This window comes from Pseudomonas sp. ANT_H12B, assembly GCF_008369325.1.
In the GTDB taxonomy this organism is placed as follows: Bacteria; Pseudomonadota; Gammaproteobacteria; order Pseudomonadales; family Pseudomonadaceae; genus Aquipseudomonas.
Genome location: NZ_VOBI01000004.1, coordinates 311,753 through 331,350 on the forward strand (window position 1 = coordinate 311,753; position 19,598 = coordinate 331,350).

The following is a 19,598-nucleotide window of genomic DNA, read 5'->3' on the forward strand; positions in this document are numbered from 1 at the left end:
TCGATAAAAGGAAGAACGCCATGCCTGCCCGCGAACTGCAAGAACAGCTCAATACTCTGCGCGAGCAATTGGAACAGAACCCACCGCTGACGGAAGCCGAGCGCGAGGACCTGCACGCGCTGATGCAACAGATCGAACTCGAACTTGAGCTCGAAACCAAAACCCAGGACTCCAGCCTCTCCGACAATGTGAACCTGGCCGTCGAGCGCTTCGAACTCGAACACCCTACCCTTGCCGGCACCTTGCGCAACATCGTGCAAACCCTGGGCAACATGGGGATCTGAACCCGCCGGATACAAAAAAGCCCTGCTATTGATAGCGGGGCTTTTTATTGTCTGCGATTTGAAATGCAATCCCCAGTGGGAGCGAGCTCGCTCGCGATGGCTAAGTATCAGTCCGCATCAATGTTGAATGTGCCGACCTCATCGCGAGCAAGCTGGCTCCCACATTGGTTCTTTATTGGCGGACCAGCCGGTGATTCGGCAGTTGCACTTCTTCAGTGCTGCGATACGGGTTGATATCCAACCCGCCGCGACGCACATACCGCGCATACACGGTCAATTTTTCTGGCTTCAGCAGCCGTTGCAGATCGAGGAAAATCCGTTCCACGCACTGTTCATGGAAGTCCGAATGCTGACGGAAGCTGACGATATACTCCAGCAAGCTCGCATGATCCAGCGCCGCGCCACGGTATTCCACCGCCACGCTGCCCCAGTCTGGCTGACTGGTCACCGGGCAGTTGGATTTAAGCAAATGGCTGTGCACGCGCTCTTCAACAATGCGCGACTCATCGCAGCGCAGCAGTTCCGGACGCGGATGCTCATAGTTGCTGACACTGATATCCAGATCATCAATGCACACGCCCGGCAACGCCACGACGCCTTCTGCCTCGACCTCTTTCAGGCTGCGAATCCGCACGCCAACCGGTTTACCGGCAGCAGCCGACAGGTCTTTGGCCAGCGTCGTTTCAAGGCTTGCAGTATCGGCAAACGGCGATTGGTTCAGGGAGTTCAAATACAGTTTGAACGACTTCGATTCGATGATATTTGGCGAATCCGCCGGGATGCTGAATTCGCCAATCGCCACCACCGGCTTGCCCGACGGCAATAGCCACGACAGCTCGAAGCAGTTCCAGAAGTCGACGCCTTTGTAAGGCAGTGTTTCAGCCGTCAGGCCCAGCTCGGCCCATTTCGCAGTGCGCGGGATAGGGAACAGCAATGATGGCGTGTAGGTGGCGATGTATTCGCTGGACTTGCCCAGCGGCGAGTGTTCGGCTGCGGGATGCATGGCGGAAACCTGACTGAAGAATCAGCGGATTCTACCAGCCTTTGCTCCCGCCTTTGAGTGCTTACTGACTGACAGTCAACTTGCCGACCATACCCGCCTGGTAATGACCGGGGATGTTGCAGGCAAATTCGAGGTTGGTGGTTTTGGTGAAGGTCCAGGTCAACTCGGCTGTTTTGCCCGGTTCCACCAGTACGCTGTTCGGGTCATCATGCTTCATTGCATGCCTTTCCATACCAGCCATAGAGCCGTGGTCCATTTCCTTCATGCCTGTAGGTGTAAGCATGCCGCTCTGCTGCATCTTTATCATTTCCTGCTGGTGCTTGGCATGCATCGCCGCGTCACCCAGGTTGAATTCGTGCAGTAACTGACCTTTATTCACCAGCACGAAACGCACTGTCTCCCCGGCCTTGATATCGATGGCCTTGGGCGTAAAGGACATGTCGCCCATCACCACTTCAATGCTGCGGGTCGCCTTGGCAGCCGGCGCCGGTTGACCGAAGTCATAGGTATGCCCCGGCGCGGCCTCCAGCTGCAAGCTGAGCACTAGCAAGCAACCGGCCAGCACCAGACGATTTCGCAAAAACATAGTCGCACTCCAACAAGATGAGGTTCAGCCTGTGGGAAACTCTAACCCGGTGCCGCTGCCAGCCACCTGACAGGCAGATTACAACTTTGTCAGGTTGGCCTGCACCGGTGTTGCCCACGGTATAAAGCTTTCGTTCCATTTGCCCTGAGTCGCCCATGAAACTGCTGATCGTCGAAGACCAAACGAAAACCGGCCACTACCTGCGCCAAGGCCTGACCGAGGCCGGCTTCAACACCGAACTGGTGGCCGATGGCAGCACGGGCCAGCATTTGGCCTTGAGCGGCGATTACGCCTTGTTGATTCTCGACGTGATGCTGCCCGGTCGCGATGGCTGGCAAATCCTGCAAGCGGTGCGGGGTGCTGGCCTGGACACGCCGGTATTGTTTCTTACAGCACGAGACGCAGTGGAGGACAGGGTCCACGGCCTCGAATTGGGCGCCGATGATTATCTGGTCAAGCCTTTCGCTTTTTCCGAATTGCTCGCCCGAGTCCGCAGCCTGTTGCGGCGCGGCAGTGCCACGTCACAGGAAACCAGCCTGCAACTGGCCGATTTACGCCTGGACCTGATCCGTCGCCGGGTTGAACGCAGCGGTCAGCGCATCGACCTGACGGCCAAGGAATTTGCCCTGCTGGAAATGCTCCTGCGCCGTCAGGGCGAAGTACTGCCCAAGTCGCTTATCGCTTCTCAGGTCTGGGACATGAATTTCGACAGCGACACCAACGTCATCGAAGTGGCGATCCGCCGTCTGCGTCTTAAGATCGACGATGATTTCCCAAACAAGTTGATCCACACCGTGCGCGGCATGGGTTACGTCCTTGAAGAGCGCCCCGCCTGATGCGTCGACTTTCGCTAAGCAGTCGTCTGGCGCTGCTGTTTGCCGCCTGCACCGCCGTGGTGTCGTTGTTTGCCGGGGTGCTGTTCAGCCGTGCCAGTGAGGCGCATTTCATTGAACTCGATCAGCAGTTGCTGGATGGCAAATTGATTGGTTTGCGCCGTGCGCTTCACGACCTTCAGTCGAGTGAAAGCGAAATCAACCTGGCCGATGAATTGAGTCGACAGGCTGATCTGTCGCTGCGAATCACCGGCAGCGACGGCACACGATGGTATGACAGCTCGACGCGTTTACCGAAGGAGTTGTCTCGTCAGCCTGGCCTGTCCACGGTGAGCGACGAAGGCACTGACTATCGTGTTTTGAATGCCCCGTTGTACCCCGAGCAACCCGACTCACCGCACCTGACCCTGCTGCTGGACATCACCCATCACCAGCATTTTCTGCAACGTATGCAGCGCCTGATCTGGTTGACAGTAGGTTTGTCGGCGCTGGCCACAGCCCTGCTCGGTGCCTGGGCGGCGCGCAGTGGGTTACTGCCGTTGCGGCGCATGAGTGCGGTCGCCAGCGGCGTTTCGGCACACTCGCTCAATGCGCGCCTGCCTGAAGAAAACATGCCGCCGGAACTCGCGGAAATGGCCCACAACTTCAACGCCATGCTCGGACGCCTCGACGACTCTTTTCAAAGACTCTCGGCGTTCTCCGCCGACATCGCCCACGAACTACGCACGCCATTGTCGAACCTGCTGACCCACACCCAGGTCACCCTCACCCGCCCACGGCCGATCGAGGATTACCGCGAAGCACTTCACAGCAACCTCGAAGAACTGCAATGGATGGCGCAACTGGTGAACGACATGTTGTACCTGGCCAAAGCTGACCACGGGCTGTTGATGCCAAAGTGCGAACCGCTGGAGTTGGCCACCGAAGTTGATTTCTTGCTGGATTTTTTTGCGCCACTGGCCGAGGACTCGCAGATCGGATTGAGTCGCGAAGGCAATGCCCTCTTTAAAGGTGATCGCAACATGTTGCGTCGAGCCTTCTCCAATTTACTGGACAATGCACTGCGTTTTACACCACCTGCGGGCCAGATTCGGGTGTCTATTGTCGACGCGACTGACAGTGTGAGCCTACGTATTGAAAACACCGGGGATCGCATTTCCGGGACACTCCTGCCGCGGCTGTTCGATCGCTTCTATCGTGCCGACCCGGCACGCCGCAAAGGCACCAGTGAACACGCTGGCCTGGGGCTGGCAATTACGCTGTCAATTGTCCAGGCACATGGCGGCGAAATCACGTGCACATCCAGCGAGCAATGGACTTCGTTTATCATTCAATTCAACAAGTGCCCAAAGTAACCAATCACCATCACCACATATGCCATTACAAACACCTCCCCACTACGGACAACAAACCAAACTGTCTTGCGATATAGTAATTTAACTCTTGAACGAGAACTTACTAACACTTATCGAAAGAAGAACATCATGGAAGAAATAACAATCGCAACACCAGCAACTCCATCAGTCCGCCTGAGTACTTTCAATGCACAGCTGGGTAATCGCGGAGCTTTCGCCGATGACAGGCCTCGCATCGCAATCCTCGCCGGTGGCGGGCTGGCGCTGACCGCCACGCAAAACAACAGCTCGGCACCACACGGTCAATTGTTCTATTTCGGACTGAATCCAAACATTCGCAGCGGCACCCACACCATTCCCGGCCCGATGATTAAAAGCCTGGCCTATCAGGAAAGGAACAGGGACCTCGATAATCAGTGGACGGTATTCGGCGCAGTCAGCGGCACATTGACTCTGGAACTGAATCCAACAAACAAACGTTTCAAAGCGATGTGTAAGTTTATTGTTAAAAACAACAAAAATGAATCAATTGAGGGATCTGCCAATATGGATATTTATATTAGCGAGTGGCCAACAGCAACATAAGGTTGCGGCCACTTAGCGGGCAAGTTCCGCTCCAACAGGTTTACACTTTCCCCTGTCAGGGCGCGCGGTGCGGCGATCCGACTTGCCCGCGATGGAGATATCCGGGCTTACGAGTACCGCAGCGCGTGAGCCGGCTCGATCTTCGCCGCACGCCACGCCGGATACACCGTCGCCAAAAAGCTCAGAATGAAGCCGGCCGAGCAGATCAACAGCACATCCCCGCCTTGCAATTCAGACGGCAAATTACTGACGAAGTACACATCAGAACTGAAGATGTGCTGTCCGCTGACTCGCTCCATCCAGCCCACCAGTTCACTGACATTCAGCGCTGCAATCACACCAAGCACACCACCGATCAAGGTGCCGACAATCCCGATCACGGTGCCCTGCACCATGAAGATCGCCATGATCTGCCCCGGCGTGGCGCCGATGGTGCGCAGGATCGCGATGTCCGCGCCCTTGTCGTTCACCACCATGATCAAGGTCGCGATGATGTTGAACGCCGCCACAGCGACAATCATCAGCAACAGCAGGCCGATCATGGTTTTTTCCATCTTCATCGCGCTGAACAGACTGCCCTGGGTGTGGGTCCAGTCGTCAGCCTTGTACGCGCTACCCAACCCGCCAGCAATATCGCTGGAGACCTGCGGCGCAGCGTACAAATCCTTCACTGCCAAACGCACACTCTGCACCTGGTTTGGTTCCCAGTGCTGCATCTGCGCAGCATCGGCAACATGAATCAGCGCCATGGAACCGTCCAGCTCGGCACCGACCTTGAACACGCCGACCACGTTCAACCGCTGCATGCGCGGGGTGATGCCGCCCGGTGCAGTGCTGATTTCCGGCACGATCAGGGTGATCTTGTCACCGACGTTCAATCGGAAGCGGCGTGCGGTAATTTCACCGACCACCACGCCGAACTCACCCGGCTTCAAGGCATCGAGACGACCCTGAACAATGTGCTTGGCGACGATCGACACCTTGCCTTCCAGAGCCGGATCGACACCGCTGACCTGGATCGGCTGCATCGTGCCTTTGTAGGACAGCATGCCTTCCATCTCGGTGAACGGCACGGCCGCGGTCACTTCCGGATTTTTCATCGCGGCCGCAGCAACCGGCTGCCAATCATCAATCGGATTGACACCGACGATGGTCGCATGAGGCACCATGCCGAGGATGCGCGAGCTCATTTCGCGCTGGAAACCGTTCATCACCGAGAGCACCACGATCATCGCCAACACGCCGAGGGCGAGCCCGATCATCGAGGTCATCGAGATGAAAGAAACAAAGCGATTGCGGCGCTTGGCGCGGGTATAGCGCGCGCCGATAAAGATCGATAACGGTCTGAACATTCGCTGGGGCACCGTATAAAAATAAAAGACCCGGCGCACTTTTCAGTGACGTCAGGTTTCGGCCAATCAGATGGGTGTCAGGCAACCTTCTTGCAAATGCAGGACGCGATCCATCTGGCGAGCCAGGTTCATGTCGTGGGTCACCACCAAGAACGCAGTGCGCATCGAGGTGCTGAGTTCCAGCATCAAATCCTGAATGCCTTGGGCGGTGTGGGAGTCGAGATTGCCGGTTGGCTCATCGAGCATCACCAGACCTGGTTTGTTCACCAGGGCGCGGGCGATGGCCACGCGCTGACGTTCGCCACCGGACAGTTCCGACGGCTTATGTTCCAGGCGATGGCCCAGCCCTACCCGCTCCAGCAACGCGGTGGCACGCTGACGCGCTTCCGGGATCGCAGTTTTACCGATCAGCAGCGGCATGCAGACGTTTTCCAGCGCGGTGAACTCCGGCAGCAAGTGGTGGAACTGGTACACGAACCCAAGGGAACGGTTACGCAGCAATCCACGATTCTTCTCACTCAGTGCCGACAGTTCTTCGCCGTCGAGCCAGACGCTGCCCTTGGTGGGCGTATCGAGGCCACCTAGCAGGTTGAGCAAGGTACTCTTGCCCGAACCCGAGGTACCGACAATCGCCACGCGCTCACCCGGATGCAACTCCAGTTGCAGACCGGACAGAACCTCTACCGACTCCGGGCCTTCCTCGTAGGATTTGCCCAGGTTGCGGCAGCTCAAGATTGCTTTATCACTCATGCCCGACTCACTCATAACGTAGCGCCTCCGCAGGCTGGGTGCGCGCGGCACGCCAGGCTGGATACAGGGTGGCGAGGAAACTCAGGACCAACGCGGCGGCGCAGACCATCAATACGTCCTGGCTCTGCACTTGCGAGGGCAGGTAATCGATGAAGTACACGTCGGCGTTCAGGAATTTATGCCCGATCAGGCCTTCGAGGGCCGAGATCGCGGCGCTGACGTTCAGCGCAGCAAAGATCCCGACCACAGCGCCGATCAGCGTACCGATCACACCGATGACCGTGCCCTGGACCATGAAGATCGCCATGATCTGCCCCGGCGTGGAACCCAGGGTGCGCAGAATCGCAATGTCGCCCTTCTTGTCGTTCACCACCATCACCAGCGTGGAGATGATGTTGAAGGCCGCGACCGCAACGATCAGCAGCAACAGCAAACCGATCATGGCTTTTTCCATGCGGATCGCCTGATACAGATTGCCGTGGGTACGGGTCCAGTCACGCGCGTAGAAATGGTCTTCGCCGAGCTGCTGGGCGATGTTCCACGCGGTACGTGGCGCCTGGAACAGGTCGTCGAACTTCAGGCGGATGCCCTGGACCTGATCCGGTTTCCAGCGATGCAGCCTGGCCAGATCCTGAAGATTGGTGATGCCCAGATAGCCGTCGAGCTCACCGGCGCCAACATGGAAGATGCCGACCACGGTAAAGCGTTTCATGCGCGGGAACATCCCGGCCGGGGTGACGGTGACTTCCGGCGCCACGAACGTCAGCTTGTCACCGATCGCCGCGCCTAGCTTGGCCGCAGCCTTGTCACCGATGACGATGCCGAAACTGCCCGGCGCCAAATCGTCGAGTTTGCCCTGCTGCATGAAGTTATCAATGATCGAGACCTGCCGTTCCAGCGCAGGGTCGATGGCATTGAGCAGGACTTTGGAGACCTTGCCGTTATTGGTCAGCAAACCCTGCATCTGAGTGAACGGCGCAACGGCCGTCACCTGCGGGTTCTGCTTGACCTTGGCGGCCAGGCTTTGCCAGTCGCTGATCGGCTCGCCAGACTCGATGGTCGCGTGGGGCACCATGCCCAGCACGCGGGTGCGCATCTCATGATCGAAGCCATTCATGACCGAAAGCACGACGATCATCACGACTACGCCAAGGGCGAGCCCGATCATCGAGGTCAGGGAAATGAATGACACAAAATGATTGCGGCGCTTTGCACGGGTATAACGCGTGCCAATAAATACGAAGAGAGGTCTGAACATGTCGGGGCTTGTTCGGAGGGAAAAGGAACGTCCTTGTGGCGGGGGTCGATAACCAGCTTTACACTCAGACCACCGCCGCTACCATGGGTTCGCCATGTCGACATTAGATGAAGAAGATCGCCGCGAATACTACCGTATCGAGGACTCGATCGCACTGGAAATTCGGCCCCTGTCTGCTCCCGAAGCCGCAGGCCAGGAAGTGTTGCAGGATGCTTCCCCGCTCTTCAACTTGCTCAGCGAACTGCACCTGAGCGAATTCGAGTCGCAACACCTGTTGCGCCAGATCAGTGAACGCGACCGCAACCTGGCCGCATTCCTGAAATCCCAGAACAAACGCATCGACTTGCTGAGCCAGGTGGTCGCCGTAACCGTGCTCGGGCAGATCGGCGAGCCGCAGCCAGTCATCATTTCCGAAGGTGGCATCGACTTCCAGTACCCGACTCCGATTGCCGCGGGCGCACACCTGTCGGTCAAACTGGTACTGATGCCGCAAGCCCTCGGTCTGTTGCTGCGGGCACGCGTCACCCATTGCGATCCCAAGGGCGACGGCTATGACATCGGCACCGAGTTCGAGTACCCGACCGATGCCCAGCGCCAGTTGCTGGCCCGCTACATCTTGCAGAAGCAGGCCCAGGAACGACGCCTGGCCCGCGAACAAAACGAATCAGGCATTTAATTTAAGGAAGAACCGTGACCCTCATCTACGGCCATCGCGGCGCCAAAGGCGAAGCACCGGAAAACACCCTGACCAGCTTTCAGGAATGCCTCAAGCACGGCGTGCGCCGCTGCGAACTGGACCTGCATCTGTCCATGGACAACGAGTTGATGGTCATCCATGACCCGACACTCAAGCGCACCACCGACCGGCGCGGCAAGGTTGTTGAACACACAGCAAAGGAACTGGTGACCTACGACGCGCGCCAGGGTGGTCCCGGCTGGATCAAGCCGTGCCCGATTCCAACGCTGGAAGAGTTGTTCGAGAAATGCGATTTCGAGCACTGGCAACTCGAAGTCAAAAGCAATTCACGCACACGTGCCGTCACCACCGTGCTGGCGATTCGGGAAATGGCTCAGCGTTTCGGCATGGTCGACAAGGTAACGATCACCTCGAGTTCGCGGGAAGTGTTGAAAGCGGCGCTGGACCTGGTGCCAGACGTGTCCCGCGGACTGGTTGCCGAGTACGCCTGGCTCGACCCGCTGAAGGTCGCGCAGAGCTATGGCTGTGAGATTCTGGCGCTGAACTGGACCCTGTGTACGCCGGAACGCCTGCAGAAGGCGCAGCGTCAGGGGCTGCATGTGTCGGTATGGACAGTCAACGAGCCCGCGCTAATGCGCAGACTCGCCGACTTCGGCGTTGACAGCCTGATTACAGACTTTCCCGGTTTGGCCAGCGCCACTCTCGAGAATTGCTGAAATCGGTCTCCCCGGCCGGCTCAGGCCACCGGCCGGAGCCGCTCAAAAAAGCCGGTTGAGGCCATCGTACGCCGCTACCCGATAGGCTTCGGCCATGGTCGGGTAGTTGAACGTCGTGTTGACGAAGTACTTCAGCGTGTTCAAGTCGCCCGGCTGGTTCATGATCGCCTGACCGATGTGAACGATCTCCGACGCCTGATAACCGAAGCAGTGAACGCCCAGCACTTCCAGCGTTTCGCGGTGAAACAGAATCTTCAGCATGCCCTGCGGCTCGCCGGCGATCTGCGCACGCGCCATGCCTTTGAAGAACGCCTTGCCCACTTCGTACGGCACCTTGGCCTGAGTCAGCTCCTGCTCGTTCTTGCCGATCGAGCTGATCTCCGGAATGGTGTAGATGCCGGTCGGCACGTCGTTGACGAAGCGCCAGCTTTGGTTGTCAACGATGCTGCCAGCGGCCGAACGGCCCTGGTCGTGAGCAGCACTGGCCAGGCTCGGCCAACCAATCACGTCACCGGCGCCGTAGATGTTCGGCTTGCAGGTACGGTAGGCCTCGTCGACCTCGATCTGGCCACGGCTGTTGACCTTCACGCCGATGTTTTCCAGACCCAACTGATCGGTGTTACCGGTACGGCCGTTGCACCAGAGCAAGGCGTCGGCCTTGATCTTCTTGCCGGACTTGAGGTGCAGGATCACACCGCTGTCCACGCCTTCGACGCGGTCGTAGTCTTCGTTGTGGCGAACCGTGATGTTGTTGTTGCTGAAGTGATAGCTCAGGGCCTGGGAAATTTCCGAGTCGAGGAAGCTCAGCAGCTGACCGCGGTTATCCACCAGTTCAACCAGTACACCCAGACCGCTGAAGATCGAGGCGTATTCGCAACCAATCACACCGGCGCCGTAAACGATGAGTTTGCGCGGGGTGTGGCCGAGGCTGAGGATGGTGTCGCTATCGTAGATACGCGGGTGATGGAAATCGATGTCCACCGGGCGATACGGGCGCGAGCCGGTGGCGATGATGATGTGCTTGGCCACCAGTTTTTCGACCACACCGTTGGCGCAGACCACTTCGATGGTTTGCTCGTCGGCGAAGCTGCCGGTGCCGAAGAACACGTCGACGCGGTTACGGGCGTAGTAGCCGGTGCGCGATGCGACTTGTTTGGCGATGACTTTTTCAGCGCTTTTCAGCACGTCCGGAAACGAGAACCAGCGTGGTTCACCAATGGCCCGGAACATCGGGTTGGTGTTGAACTGCATGATCTGCCGGACCGAGTGACGCAGTGCCTTGGACGGGATGGTGCCCAGGTGAGTGCAGTTGCCGCCGACCTGGCGACGGCTATCGACCATCGCCACCTTGCGCCCTGCTTTGGCGGCGTTCATTGCCGCGCCTTCTCCCGCCGGGCCGGAACCCAGCACCACCACGTCGTAGTTGTAGACAGCCATGCGTACTCCTCAGAACAGGCCGCGGCGCCATCGGCACCTGCGGCTAAATCACGCCGATCTGCGGCGTGAAGGAACAATTTGGGGCCAGTACAGAACCCGGACACAGTCTATATAAGCGTCAACGCCGCGCACATTAACCCTTGGTCGCGTCGTAGGCTACTTTTGCCTGCGCTACAACGCCAGTCATCAATGTTAAATCGCCGTGATCACTCGGTTCTTCCGCCGCTCAAGCGTTCAAAAGCCTGATTGGTTCGTGTGACGAAACCTGTATCGGCACGAATCACAAAGAATGCACCGATGTCATGTTTTTCTGCGTAGTCCCAACCGCGCTCCGGGCCGAGAATCAACAACAGCGTCGATAATCCATCAGCCATCAGCGCCGAAGGATTAATCACCGTGACGGACGCCAGGTTGTGTGAGACCGGCGCAACGGTGCGGGCATCGAAGGTGTGGGAATAGCGCCGGCCATCCTGCTCGAAATAGTTGCGGTAGTCACCGGAAGTGGAAACGCCGTAGCCATCGACGGCGATGATGCGCTCGGCCACTTGTTGGTCGTCACGAGGTTCTTCCAGGGCAATGCGCCACGGCGAACCGTCGAGCTTCTTGCCGGCTGCCTTGAGTTCGCCGGTGGCTTCGACGAGGTAGTTGTGGATGCCCATCGCTACGAGTTTTGCGGCAATCGTGTCGACCGCATAACCGGCGGCGATGCTGTTGAAATCGACTTCGACCGCGGCATCCTTGCACAACTGATCACCGTCTATGCGCAAGTGCGCGTGACCGACTCGCAGCGTCGCCTCGGCAAGCGCTTCGGCAGTCGGGACTTTTTCCTCACGAGACTGCGGGCCGAAACCCCAAAGGTTGAGCAGCGGCTCCACGGTCAAGTCGAAGGAGCCTTCGCTTTGCTGCGACAGTTGCTCGCCGACGCGAACCAATTCCAGGATCGGCGCGGGCATTTTCTGACAGCGGTTGGCGGGCAAGTCGTTGAAGCGCTCGATGTCCGAGTCACTGCGGTAGGTCGACATTTGCTGGTCGACTTCAGCGAGGATTTTTTCGACCTGGATGCGGACTTCTGCGGGGGCTGGAAGACCGGCGTGGCGCACGTATTTGATTGAATACGTGCTGCCCATGGTCGGGCCGCTGAAGCTTTCCATGGAGTCGCTGTTGCCGCAGCCGGACAAGGCGCCGACCAGCATCACAATCCCAGCCCACCGTCTAGTTAACAAATCTTCATCTCCCCTAAAAACCGCGCCCGCCATTATGGGCTTCAGAGCGCATGGGAGCCAGATCTGCCTCATCTGCCTTTCAGACGCAAAACCTGCTCGCGCAAGTCCCTTCGCCACATAGGCCCGCACAGGCCAGCGTTTTCGAACAAGATTTACCAGAGTGAGTATCTACAAATGTCCTCCAACACGAGCAAAGGCAAGGCGATTTTTCGCGTTGTCAGCGGCAACTTTCTCGAAATGTTCGATTTTATGGTCTACGGCTTTTACGCCACGGCCATTGCCAAAACCTTCTTCCCTGCCGACAGTGCTTTCGCTTCCCTCATGTTATCGCTGGCCACCTTTGGTGCCGGCTTCCTGATGCGCCCGCTGGGAGCGATTTTCCTCGGTGCCTATATCGACCGCCATGGTCGCCGCAAAGGCCTGATCATCACATTGGCGATGATGGCTGCCGGTACGGTGCTGATCGCTTGCGTGCCGGGTTACGCCACATTCGGCGTGGCCGCGCCGCTGATTGTGCTGTTCGGTCGTCTGCTGCAAGGTTTCTCGGCCGGCGTGGAACTCGGTGGCGTGTCGGTGTACCTGGCCGAAATCTCCACCCCGGGCCGCAAAGGTTTCTTTGTCAGTTGGCAGTCTGCCAGTCAGCAAGCGGCGGTAGTTTTTGCCGGCCTGCTCGGGGTGGGTTTGAACCACTGGCTCAGCCCCGAACAAATGGGTGACTGGGGCTGGCGCGCGCCGTTCCTGATCGGTTGCATGATCGTTCCGGTGATCTTCGTGATTCGACGCTCGCTGGAAGAAACACCTGAATTCCAGGCGCGAAAATTCCGCCCAACCCTGAGAGACGTCATGCGTTCGATCAGTCAGAATTTCGGCATTGTCATCGCCGGCATGGCATTGGTGGTGATGACCACTGTGTCGTTCTACCTGATCACCGCCTACACCCCGACTTTCGGCAAAGCCGAGTTGCATCTGTCGGATCTGGATGCGTTGCTGGTGACGGTGTGTATTGGTCTGTCGAACTTCTTTTGGTTGCCGGTGATGGGCGCGTTTTCCGACAAGATCGGACGAAAACCCTTGCTGCTGGCAGCGACTATTCTGGCGATCCTCACCGCCTACCCTGCGCTTTCGTGGCTGGTGGCGAACCCTAGTTTCAGCCACTTGCTGATTGTCGAGTTGTGGCTGTCTTTCCTGTATGGCTCGTACAACGGCGCCATGGTGGTGGCGCTGACCGAGATCATGCCGGTGGAAGTTCGTACGACTGGCTTCTCTTTGGCCTATAGCCTGGCGACCGCGACTTTCGGTGGGTTTACGCCAGCGGCCTGTACGTACCTGATCCACGTGCTGGACAACAAGGCTGCACCGGGGATCTGGCTCAGTGGTGCGGCGGTGTTAGGGTTGATTGCGACGCTGGTATTGTTCAAAGGCAACCGGCATGAACTGCGCACGGCGCAAGCGGCGGTGGTCGGCGGCGCTTGATAGATCGCTCGCTCCAACAAGATCGTTCCCACGCTCTGCGTGGGAATGCCGCAATAGACGCTCAGCGTCCGCTTCGGCAGGGACGCGGAGCGTCCCGGGATGCATTCCCACGCGGAGCATGGGAACGATCACCGCACAAACAAAAACGCCCCGACCTAAGTCGGGGCGTTTTCATGTGCGGCTATCGCTTAGCGCGGGAATGCTGGCGGGTTTACACCGGCCATGTCTTCCATCACGCGAACCACCTGGCAGCTGTAACCGAATTCGTTGTCGTACCAAACGTACAGAACAACGCGGTTGTCTTGGCTGATAGTCGCTTCAGCGTCCACAACGCCGGCGTGGCGCGAGCCAACGAAGTCGGTGGAAACCACTTCCTGCGAGTTGACGAAGTCGATTTGCTTATGCAGATCGGAATGCAACGCCATGTAACGCAGGTAATCGTTCATCTCTTCACGGGTGGCGGCTTTCTCAAGGTTCAGATTGAGAATGGCCATCGACACGTTTGGCGTCGGAACGCGGATCGCGTTCCCGGTCAGCTTGCCGGCCAGCTCAGGCAGAGCCTTGGCAGCAGCGGTGGCAGCACCGGTCTCGGTGATTACCATGTTCAGCGCGGCGCTACGGCCACGGCGATCGCCTTTGTGGAAGTTGTCGATCAGGTTCTGGTCGTTGGTGTACGAGTGAACCGTTTCAACGTGACCGTTGATGATGCCGAACTTGTCGTTGACTGCTTTCAGCACCGGCACGATGGCGTTGGTGGTGCAGGAAGCCGCGGAAACAATCTTGTCATCAGCGGTGATTTCACCGTGGTTGATGCCGTGAACGATGTTCTTCAGCTTGCCTTTGCCAGGCGCGGTCAGAACAACGCGATCGATACCCGGGCAAGCCAGGTGCTGGCCCAGACCGTCGGCGTCACGCCATACACCGGTGTTGTCCACCAGCAGCGCGTCTTTGATGCCGTACTGGGTGTAGTCCACTTCAGTCGGGTTCTTCGCGTAGATAACCTGGATCAGGTTGCCGTTGGCGGTGATGGTGTTGTTGGCTTCGTCGATGGTGATGGTGCCATTGAACGAACCGTGTACCGAATCGCGACGCAGCAGGCTGGCGCGTTTGACCAGATCGTTTTCGGCGCCCTTGCGGACAACGATGGCGCGCAGACGCAGGCCGTCGCCACCACCGGTTTTCTCGATCAGGATGCGCGCCAGCAGACGGCCGATACGACCGAAGCCGTACAGGACAACGTCGGTGCCTTTGCGGGCGGAAACATTTTGCTGACCAACGACGTCAGCCAGTTCTTCACGGACGAACTGCTCGGCGGTGCGGCCATTGCCTTCAGCCTTGAACTTGACTGCAAGCTTGCCCAGGTCTACCGAAGCAGCGCCGAGCTTGAGCTCGCTCATTGCCTTGAGCAGCGGGAATGTTTCGTGGACGGAGAGTTCGCTGTCATCGGTCTGACGATGACGAGCAAAGCGGTGAGCTTTGAGAATCGCGATGACAGACTGGTTGATCAGGCTGCGGCCATAGATCGAGCTCACCACGTTGTTGTTGCGGTAGAGCTGACCGATAAGCGGAATCATCGCTTCTGCGAGTGCTTCACGGTCGATCCATTCACCAAGACACTGGTCGGGCTTCTGAGTCACGGGAACCTTCCACATATGTAGGGGCAGAAAAAAGGGGCTACATTATGCCGCCGAGTGCCTCCCGTAGCAATGCGCGCCTGTCGCGCGACCGGTAACAAAATCCTGTTCAAAAAAATAACGCCTCGCTCCAACCCAGTAAAACCGGGGCTTTCAGCACTGTCAAAATTCCGGAGATATCGCTGTCTTGTCTGTAACCCTCCGTAACACGCGCTCGTTTTGCCACTACATATTCAGTAATTTCCACCAAAAAACCGCCTGATTTTGTCTTTACCACTACATTTCATCCAACCTGTGTAATAGACACAGTCTGCAACTGACAGGCGGCACCCGGGACCGCTACAATTACCGACTTTGTCGCAACGCTTGGAGCTCAACCTTCCGTGCCCGTTCTGCGTCTACCGCTTCTCCCTGCCGCGGCAGGTAAACAGCACTGGGGCAACCTGCCCGGTGCCGCCCTGAGCCTGGCCATCGCCGAGGCCGCCAGCGCTGCCAAGCGCTTTACCCTGCTGCTGACCGCCGACAGCCAAAGTGCCGAACGGCTGGAACAGGAGCTGAGTTTCTTCGCCCCGGATTTGCCAGTGCTGCATTTCCCGGACTGGGAAACCCTGCCCTACGATCTGTTTTCGCCTCACCAGGACATCATTTCCCAGCGTATCTCCGCCCTGTATCGGTTGCCGGAGCTGAGTCATGGCGTTTTGGTGGTGCCGATCACGACGGCCCTGCATCGCCTGGCGCCGACCAAGTTCCTGCTCGGCAGCAGCCTGGTGCTGGACATCGGCCAGAAGCTTGATGTCGAGCAAATGCGCACCCGGCTAGAGGCCAGCGGCTATCGCTACGTCGATACGGTGTACGAGCACGGCGAATTTACCGTACGTGGTTCGCTGATCGATCTGTTCCCGATGGGCAGCAAATTACCTTTTCGGATCGACCTCTTCGACGACGAAATCGAGACCCTTCGTACATTCGACCCGGAAAACCAGCGATCCATCGACAAGGTGCAAACCGTTCGCCTGTTGCCGGCCCGCGAGTTCCCGCTGCAAAAGGATGCGGTCACCCGCTTCAAGGCGCGCTTCCGTGAGCGTTTCGATGTCGACTTCCGTCGCTGCCCGATCTTTCAGGATTTGAGCAGCGGGATTACACCGGCTGGTATCGAGTACTACCTGCCGTTGTTCTTCGATGAAACCTCCACGCTGTTCGATTATCTGCCCCAGGACACGCAAGTGTTTTCCCTACCGGGCATCGAGCAGGCGGCGGAAAACTTCTGGAATGATGTACGCAATCGCTATGAAGAACGTCGCGTCGATCCGGCCCGTCCTTTATTGCCACCGGCTGAACTGTTCCTGCCAGTGGAAGATTGCTTTGCGCGCCTGAAGAACTGGCCGCGCGTCGTCGCCAGCCAACAGGACGTGGAAACCGGCGTCGGCCGCGAGCGCTTCCCCGCTCGGGAGCTGCCGAACCTGGCGATCGAAGCCAAGGCCACCCAGCCATTGGCGGCGCTGGCAGGCTTCCTCGACGAGTTCCCCGGTCGCGTGTTGTTTACCGCCGAGTCTGCGGGTCGCCGTGAAGTACTGCTGGAACTGCTTGAACGCCTGAAGCTGCGGCCGAAGACCGTCGATAGCTGGCCGGATTTTGTCGCGAGCAAGGAGCGCCTGGCGATCACCATCGCTCCGCTCGACGAAGGTCTGGTACTCGACGACCCGGCGCTTGCGCTGGTGGCCGAAAGCCCATTGTTTGGCCAGCGCGTGATGCAGCGCCGTCGTCGCGAAAAACGCGCCGATGCCAACAACGATGCCGTCATCAAAAACCTCACCGAGCTGCGCGAAGGCGCGCCGGTGGTGCACATCGATCACGGTGTCGGCCGCTATCTTGGGTTGACGATCCTGGAAATCGACAACCAGGCTGCCGAATTCCTGACCCTCGAATACGCCGAGAATGCCAAGCTCTACGTGCCGGTGGCCAACCTGCACCTGATCGCCCGCTATACCGGCAGCGACGATGCCCTGGCCCCGCTGCACCGCCTCGGCTCCGAGACCTGGCAGAAAGCCAAACGCAAAGCCGCCGAACAGGTGCGCGACGTGGCCGCCGAGTTGCTCGACATCTACGCTCGCCGCGCCGCTCGCGAAGGCCATGCTTTCGCCGACCCGAAAGCCGATTACGCGACCTTCAGCGCCGGTTTCCCGTTCGAAGAAACACCGGATCAGCAAACCACCATCGACGCGGTACGCGCTGACATGCTCGCGCCGAAGCCGATGGACCGCCTTGTCTGCGGCGACGTCGGTTTCGGCAAGACCGAAGTGGCGATGCGCGCAGCCTTCATCGCGGTACACGGCGGTCGGCAGGTGGCGATCCTGGTGCCGACCACCCTGCTCGCCCAACAGCATTACAACAGCTTCCGCGACCGCTTCGCCGACTGGCCGGTGAGCGTAGAAGTGATGAGCCGTTTCAAGTCGACCAAGGAAGTGAACGCCGCCATCGCTGACTTGGCCGAAGGCAAGATCGACATCGTCATCGGTACTCATAAATTGCTGTCCGACGATGTAAAAATCAAAAACCTCGGGCTGGTGATCATCGACGAAGAGCACCGTTTCGGTGTCCGTCAGAAAGAACAGCTCAAGGCCCTGCGCAGTGAAGTCGATATTCTCACCCTGACCGCCACACCGATTCCGCGCACGCTGAACATGGCGGTCTCGGGCATGCGCGACCTGTCGATCATTGCCACACCGCCGGCCCGTCGCCTGTCGGTGCGCACCTTTGTCATGGAGCAGAACAAGAGCACGGTCAAAGAGGCTTTGCTGCGTGAGTTGCTGCGTGGCGGTCAGGTCTATTACCTGCACAACGACGTCAAGACCATCGAGAAATGCGCCGCCGACCTCGCCGAACTGGTGCCGGAAGCACGGATCGGTATCGGCCACGGGCAGATGCGCGAACGCGATCTCGAACAGGTGATGAGCGACTTCTACCACAAGCGCTTCAATGTGCTGATCGCCTCGACCATCATCGAGACCGGCATCGACGTGCCGAGCGCCAATACCATCATCATCGAGCGTGCCGATAAGTTTGGTCTGGCACAGCTGCACCAGCTGCGTGGTCGCGTCGGTCGCAGTCACCACCAGGCGTATGCTTACCTGCTCACCCCGCCACGTCAGCAAATCACCCCGGACGCGGAAAAGCGTCTGGAAGCGATCGCTAACACCCAAGACCTCGGCGCAGGCTTCGTGCTCGCCACCAACGACCTGGAAATCCGTGGCGCTGGCGAATTGCTCGGCGACGGACAGAGCGGGCAGATCCAGGCCGTCGGTTTCACGCTGTACATGGAAATGCTCGAGCGCGCGGTGAAGTCGATCCGCAAGGGTGAACAACCGAACCTCGATCAACCGCTCGGTGGCGGCCCGGAAGTCAATCTGCGTGTACCGGCGTTGATTCCCGAAGACTATCTGCCGGACGTTCATGCCCGACTGATTCTCTACAAACGCATCGCCTCGGCCGCCGATGAGGAAGGCCTCAAGGACTTGCAAGTGGAGATGATCGACCGTTTCGGCCTGTTGCCGGAGCCGACCAAAAACCTGATGCGTATCACTGCGCTGAAATTGCAGGCCGAGTTACTGGGCATCAAGAAAGTCGACGGCGGTCCGCAAGGCGGCCGAATCGAGTTCGCGACGCAAACCCCGGTCGATCCGCTGACACTGATCAAACTTATTCAGAGCCAGCCCAAGCGCTATAAATTCGAAGGCGCCACGATGTTTAAATTCCAGGTGCCGATGGAACGCTCGGAAGAGCGCTTTAATACTGTAGAGGCGCTGTTCGAGCGCCTCATTCCGAAAACTGCTTGAAGGACGCCGCATGCGCCTGTTCCGCTCACTGACCTTGTTGATTGCCCTGGTCACCCCTACGGCGTTTGCCGATGACCTGTATCAGGTCGAAATGATTCTGGTGCGGCAAAACGCCGTGCCGGCGATTGTCAGCCGTGCAGCGCCGGAAGACTGGGCTGCCGGTGCCCAGCGCATCAGCCCCGATAGCTTTCGCACGCCAAGCCTGAACCCCGAAGTTGAAAAGCTCACCGCCGATCAAAACTACACGGTGTTGCTGCACAAGGCCTGGCAGCAAACCCTTGGTGAAGAAGCCAGCAAAGTCGCAATCAGCGATGGCACGGAGCAGTTCGGCCAATTCCCGATCGAGGGCACGCTGAACCTGAAGCTGGGCCGCTTCACTGACGTCGACGCGGATTTCTGGGTCAACCAGATCGACGCCAATGGCCTGGTGACTGCCAGCGAACGCTTGAAACAGGAAAGCCACACCAAGAACGGCCAGCTGAACTTCCTCGACAACGGCCACCTCGGCCTGCTGATCAAGATCACCTCGCTGACAGCGCCTGCGCCTCGGCCAGTCCCCGATGAAATTCCGGACTGATT

17 protein-coding genes are annotated in these 19,598 nt (G+C 58.5%); 9 read left to right on the forward strand and 8 right to left on the reverse strand.

All coding sequences use genetic code 11. The features are described 5' to 3' along the window. Positions 1-20: 20 nt before the first annotated feature. Entirely contained in the window at positions 21-284 is a 264-nt protein-coding gene (locus tag FQ185_RS09075; protein ID WP_149417128.1) for a DUF4404 family protein, read from the forward strand. A gap of 172 nt (positions 285-456) precedes the next feature. Here the strand turns inward: FQ185_RS09075 and queF are convergent, their stop codons facing one another. Both queF and FQ185_RS09090 read right to left on the reverse strand, forming a co-directional pair. After that, positions 457-1,287: an NADPH-dependent 7-cyano-7-deazaguanine reductase QueF gene (queF, locus tag FQ185_RS09085; RefSeq protein ID WP_149417129.1), complete on the reverse strand. Its 831-nt coding sequence runs from the start codon at positions 1,285-1,287 to the stop codon at positions 457-459. Between the two features lie 61 nt (positions 1,288-1,348). Beyond that, positions 1,349-1,873, reverse strand: coding sequence for a plastocyanin/azurin family copper-binding protein (locus FQ185_RS09090; protein ID WP_149417130.1), 525 nt, complete (start codon positions 1,871-1,873; stop codon positions 1,349-1,351). Between the two features lie 155 nt (positions 1,874-2,028). On the opposite strand from FQ185_RS09090, the gene FQ185_RS09095 reads away from it, so the two are divergent. From FQ185_RS09095 to FQ185_RS09105, 3 genes are all read left to right on the forward strand, one after another. Continuing rightward, the gene (locus FQ185_RS09095) at positions 2,029-2,709 is read left to right on the forward strand and encodes a heavy metal response regulator transcription factor (protein WP_149417131.1); all 681 of its coding nucleotides are present in this window, start codon (positions 2,029-2,031) and stop codon (positions 2,707-2,709) included. Further along, positions 2,709-4,061: a heavy metal sensor histidine kinase gene (locus tag FQ185_RS09100; RefSeq protein ID WP_149417132.1), complete on the forward strand. Its 1,353-nt coding sequence runs from the start codon at positions 2,709-2,711 to the stop codon at positions 4,059-4,061. The genes FQ185_RS09095 and FQ185_RS09100 overlap by 1 nt, the downstream gene beginning before the upstream one ends. 129 nt (positions 4,062-4,190) lie before the next feature. Continuing rightward, positions 4,191-4,646 carry a hypothetical protein gene (locus FQ185_RS09105; protein WP_149417133.1) on the forward strand — a complete coding sequence of 152 codons (456 nt, stop codon included), beginning with the start codon at positions 4,191-4,193 and terminating at the stop codon, positions 4,644-4,646. Between the two features lie 107 nt (positions 4,647-4,753). Here the strand turns inward: FQ185_RS09105 and FQ185_RS09110 are convergent, their stop codons facing one another. From FQ185_RS09110 to FQ185_RS09120, 3 genes are all read right to left on the reverse strand, one after another. After that, positions 4,754-5,998: a lipoprotein-releasing ABC transporter permease subunit gene (locus FQ185_RS09110; RefSeq protein ID WP_149417134.1), complete on the reverse strand. Its 1,245-nt coding sequence runs from the start codon at positions 5,996-5,998 to the stop codon at positions 4,754-4,756. A gap of 66 nt (positions 5,999-6,064) precedes the next feature. Further along, positions 6,065-6,748 carry a lipoprotein-releasing ABC transporter ATP-binding protein LolD gene (lolD, locus tag FQ185_RS09115; protein WP_178113513.1) on the reverse strand — a complete coding sequence of 228 codons (684 nt, stop codon included), beginning with the start codon at positions 6,746-6,748 and terminating at the stop codon, positions 6,065-6,067. Positions 6,749-6,755: 7 nt separating this feature from the next. Further along, the gene (locus FQ185_RS09120) at positions 6,756-8,006 is read right to left on the reverse strand and encodes a lipoprotein-releasing ABC transporter permease subunit (protein ID WP_149417136.1); all 1,251 of its coding nucleotides are present in this window, start codon (positions 8,004-8,006) and stop codon (positions 6,756-6,758) included. Positions 8,007-8,100: 94 nt separating this feature from the next. Between FQ185_RS09120 and FQ185_RS09125 the strand changes: the two genes are divergently transcribed. Together FQ185_RS09125 and FQ185_RS09130 are read left to right on the forward strand one after the other, a co-directional pair. Continuing rightward, positions 8,101-8,682 carry a PilZ domain-containing protein gene (locus tag FQ185_RS09125; protein ID WP_149417137.1) on the forward strand — a complete coding sequence of 194 codons (582 nt, stop codon included), beginning with the start codon at positions 8,101-8,103 and terminating at the stop codon, positions 8,680-8,682. A gap of 14 nt (positions 8,683-8,696) precedes the next feature. Then, positions 8,697-9,419, forward strand: coding sequence for a glycerophosphodiester phosphodiesterase family protein (locus FQ185_RS09130; RefSeq protein ID WP_149417138.1), 723 nt, complete (start codon positions 8,697-8,699; stop codon positions 9,417-9,419). Between the two features lie 42 nt (positions 9,420-9,461). Here FQ185_RS09130 and sthA read toward each other — a convergent pair whose 3' ends face one another. Together sthA and FQ185_RS09140 are read right to left on the reverse strand one after the other, a co-directional pair. After that, on the reverse strand, positions 9,462-10,856 hold the full coding sequence (gene sthA / locus FQ185_RS09135; RefSeq protein ID WP_149417139.1) for a Si-specific NAD(P)(+) transhydrogenase: 1,395 nt from the start codon (positions 10,854-10,856) through the stop codon (positions 9,462-9,464). 206 nt (positions 10,857-11,062) lie between these two features. Then, positions 11,063-12,049 (reverse strand): FAD:protein FMN transferase, encoded by a 987-nt coding sequence (locus tag FQ185_RS09140; protein ID WP_256730393.1) that lies wholly within the window; start codon positions 12,047-12,049, stop codon positions 11,063-11,065. Positions 12,050-12,253: 204 nt separating this feature from the next. Between FQ185_RS09140 and FQ185_RS09145 the strand changes: the two genes are divergently transcribed. Further along, positions 12,254-13,552 (forward strand): MFS transporter, encoded by a 1,299-nt coding sequence (locus tag FQ185_RS09145; protein WP_149417141.1) that lies wholly within the window; start codon positions 12,254-12,256, stop codon positions 13,550-13,552. Between the two features lie 188 nt (positions 13,553-13,740). On the opposite strand, the gene FQ185_RS09150 is transcribed toward FQ185_RS09145, so the two are convergent. After that, complete coding sequence (locus FQ185_RS09150; RefSeq protein WP_149417142.1) at positions 13,741-15,204, reverse strand: glyceraldehyde-3-phosphate dehydrogenase; 1,464 nt, start codon at positions 15,202-15,204, stop codon at positions 13,741-13,743. A gap of 365 nt (positions 15,205-15,569) precedes the next feature. Between FQ185_RS09150 and mfd the strand changes: the two genes are divergently transcribed. Both mfd and FQ185_RS09160 read left to right on the forward strand, forming a co-directional pair. Further along, the gene (gene mfd / locus FQ185_RS09155; RefSeq protein WP_149417143.1) at positions 15,570-19,019 is read left to right on the forward strand and encodes a transcription-repair coupling factor; all 3,450 of its coding nucleotides are present in this window, start codon (positions 15,570-15,572) and stop codon (positions 19,017-19,019) included. A 10-nt stretch (positions 19,020-19,029) separates the two neighbouring features. Continuing rightward, the gene (locus tag FQ185_RS09160) at positions 19,030-19,596 is read left to right on the forward strand and encodes a CsiV family protein (protein ID WP_149417144.1); all 567 of its coding nucleotides are present in this window, start codon (positions 19,030-19,032) and stop codon (positions 19,594-19,596) included. Positions 19,597-19,598: the final 2 nt, after the last annotated feature.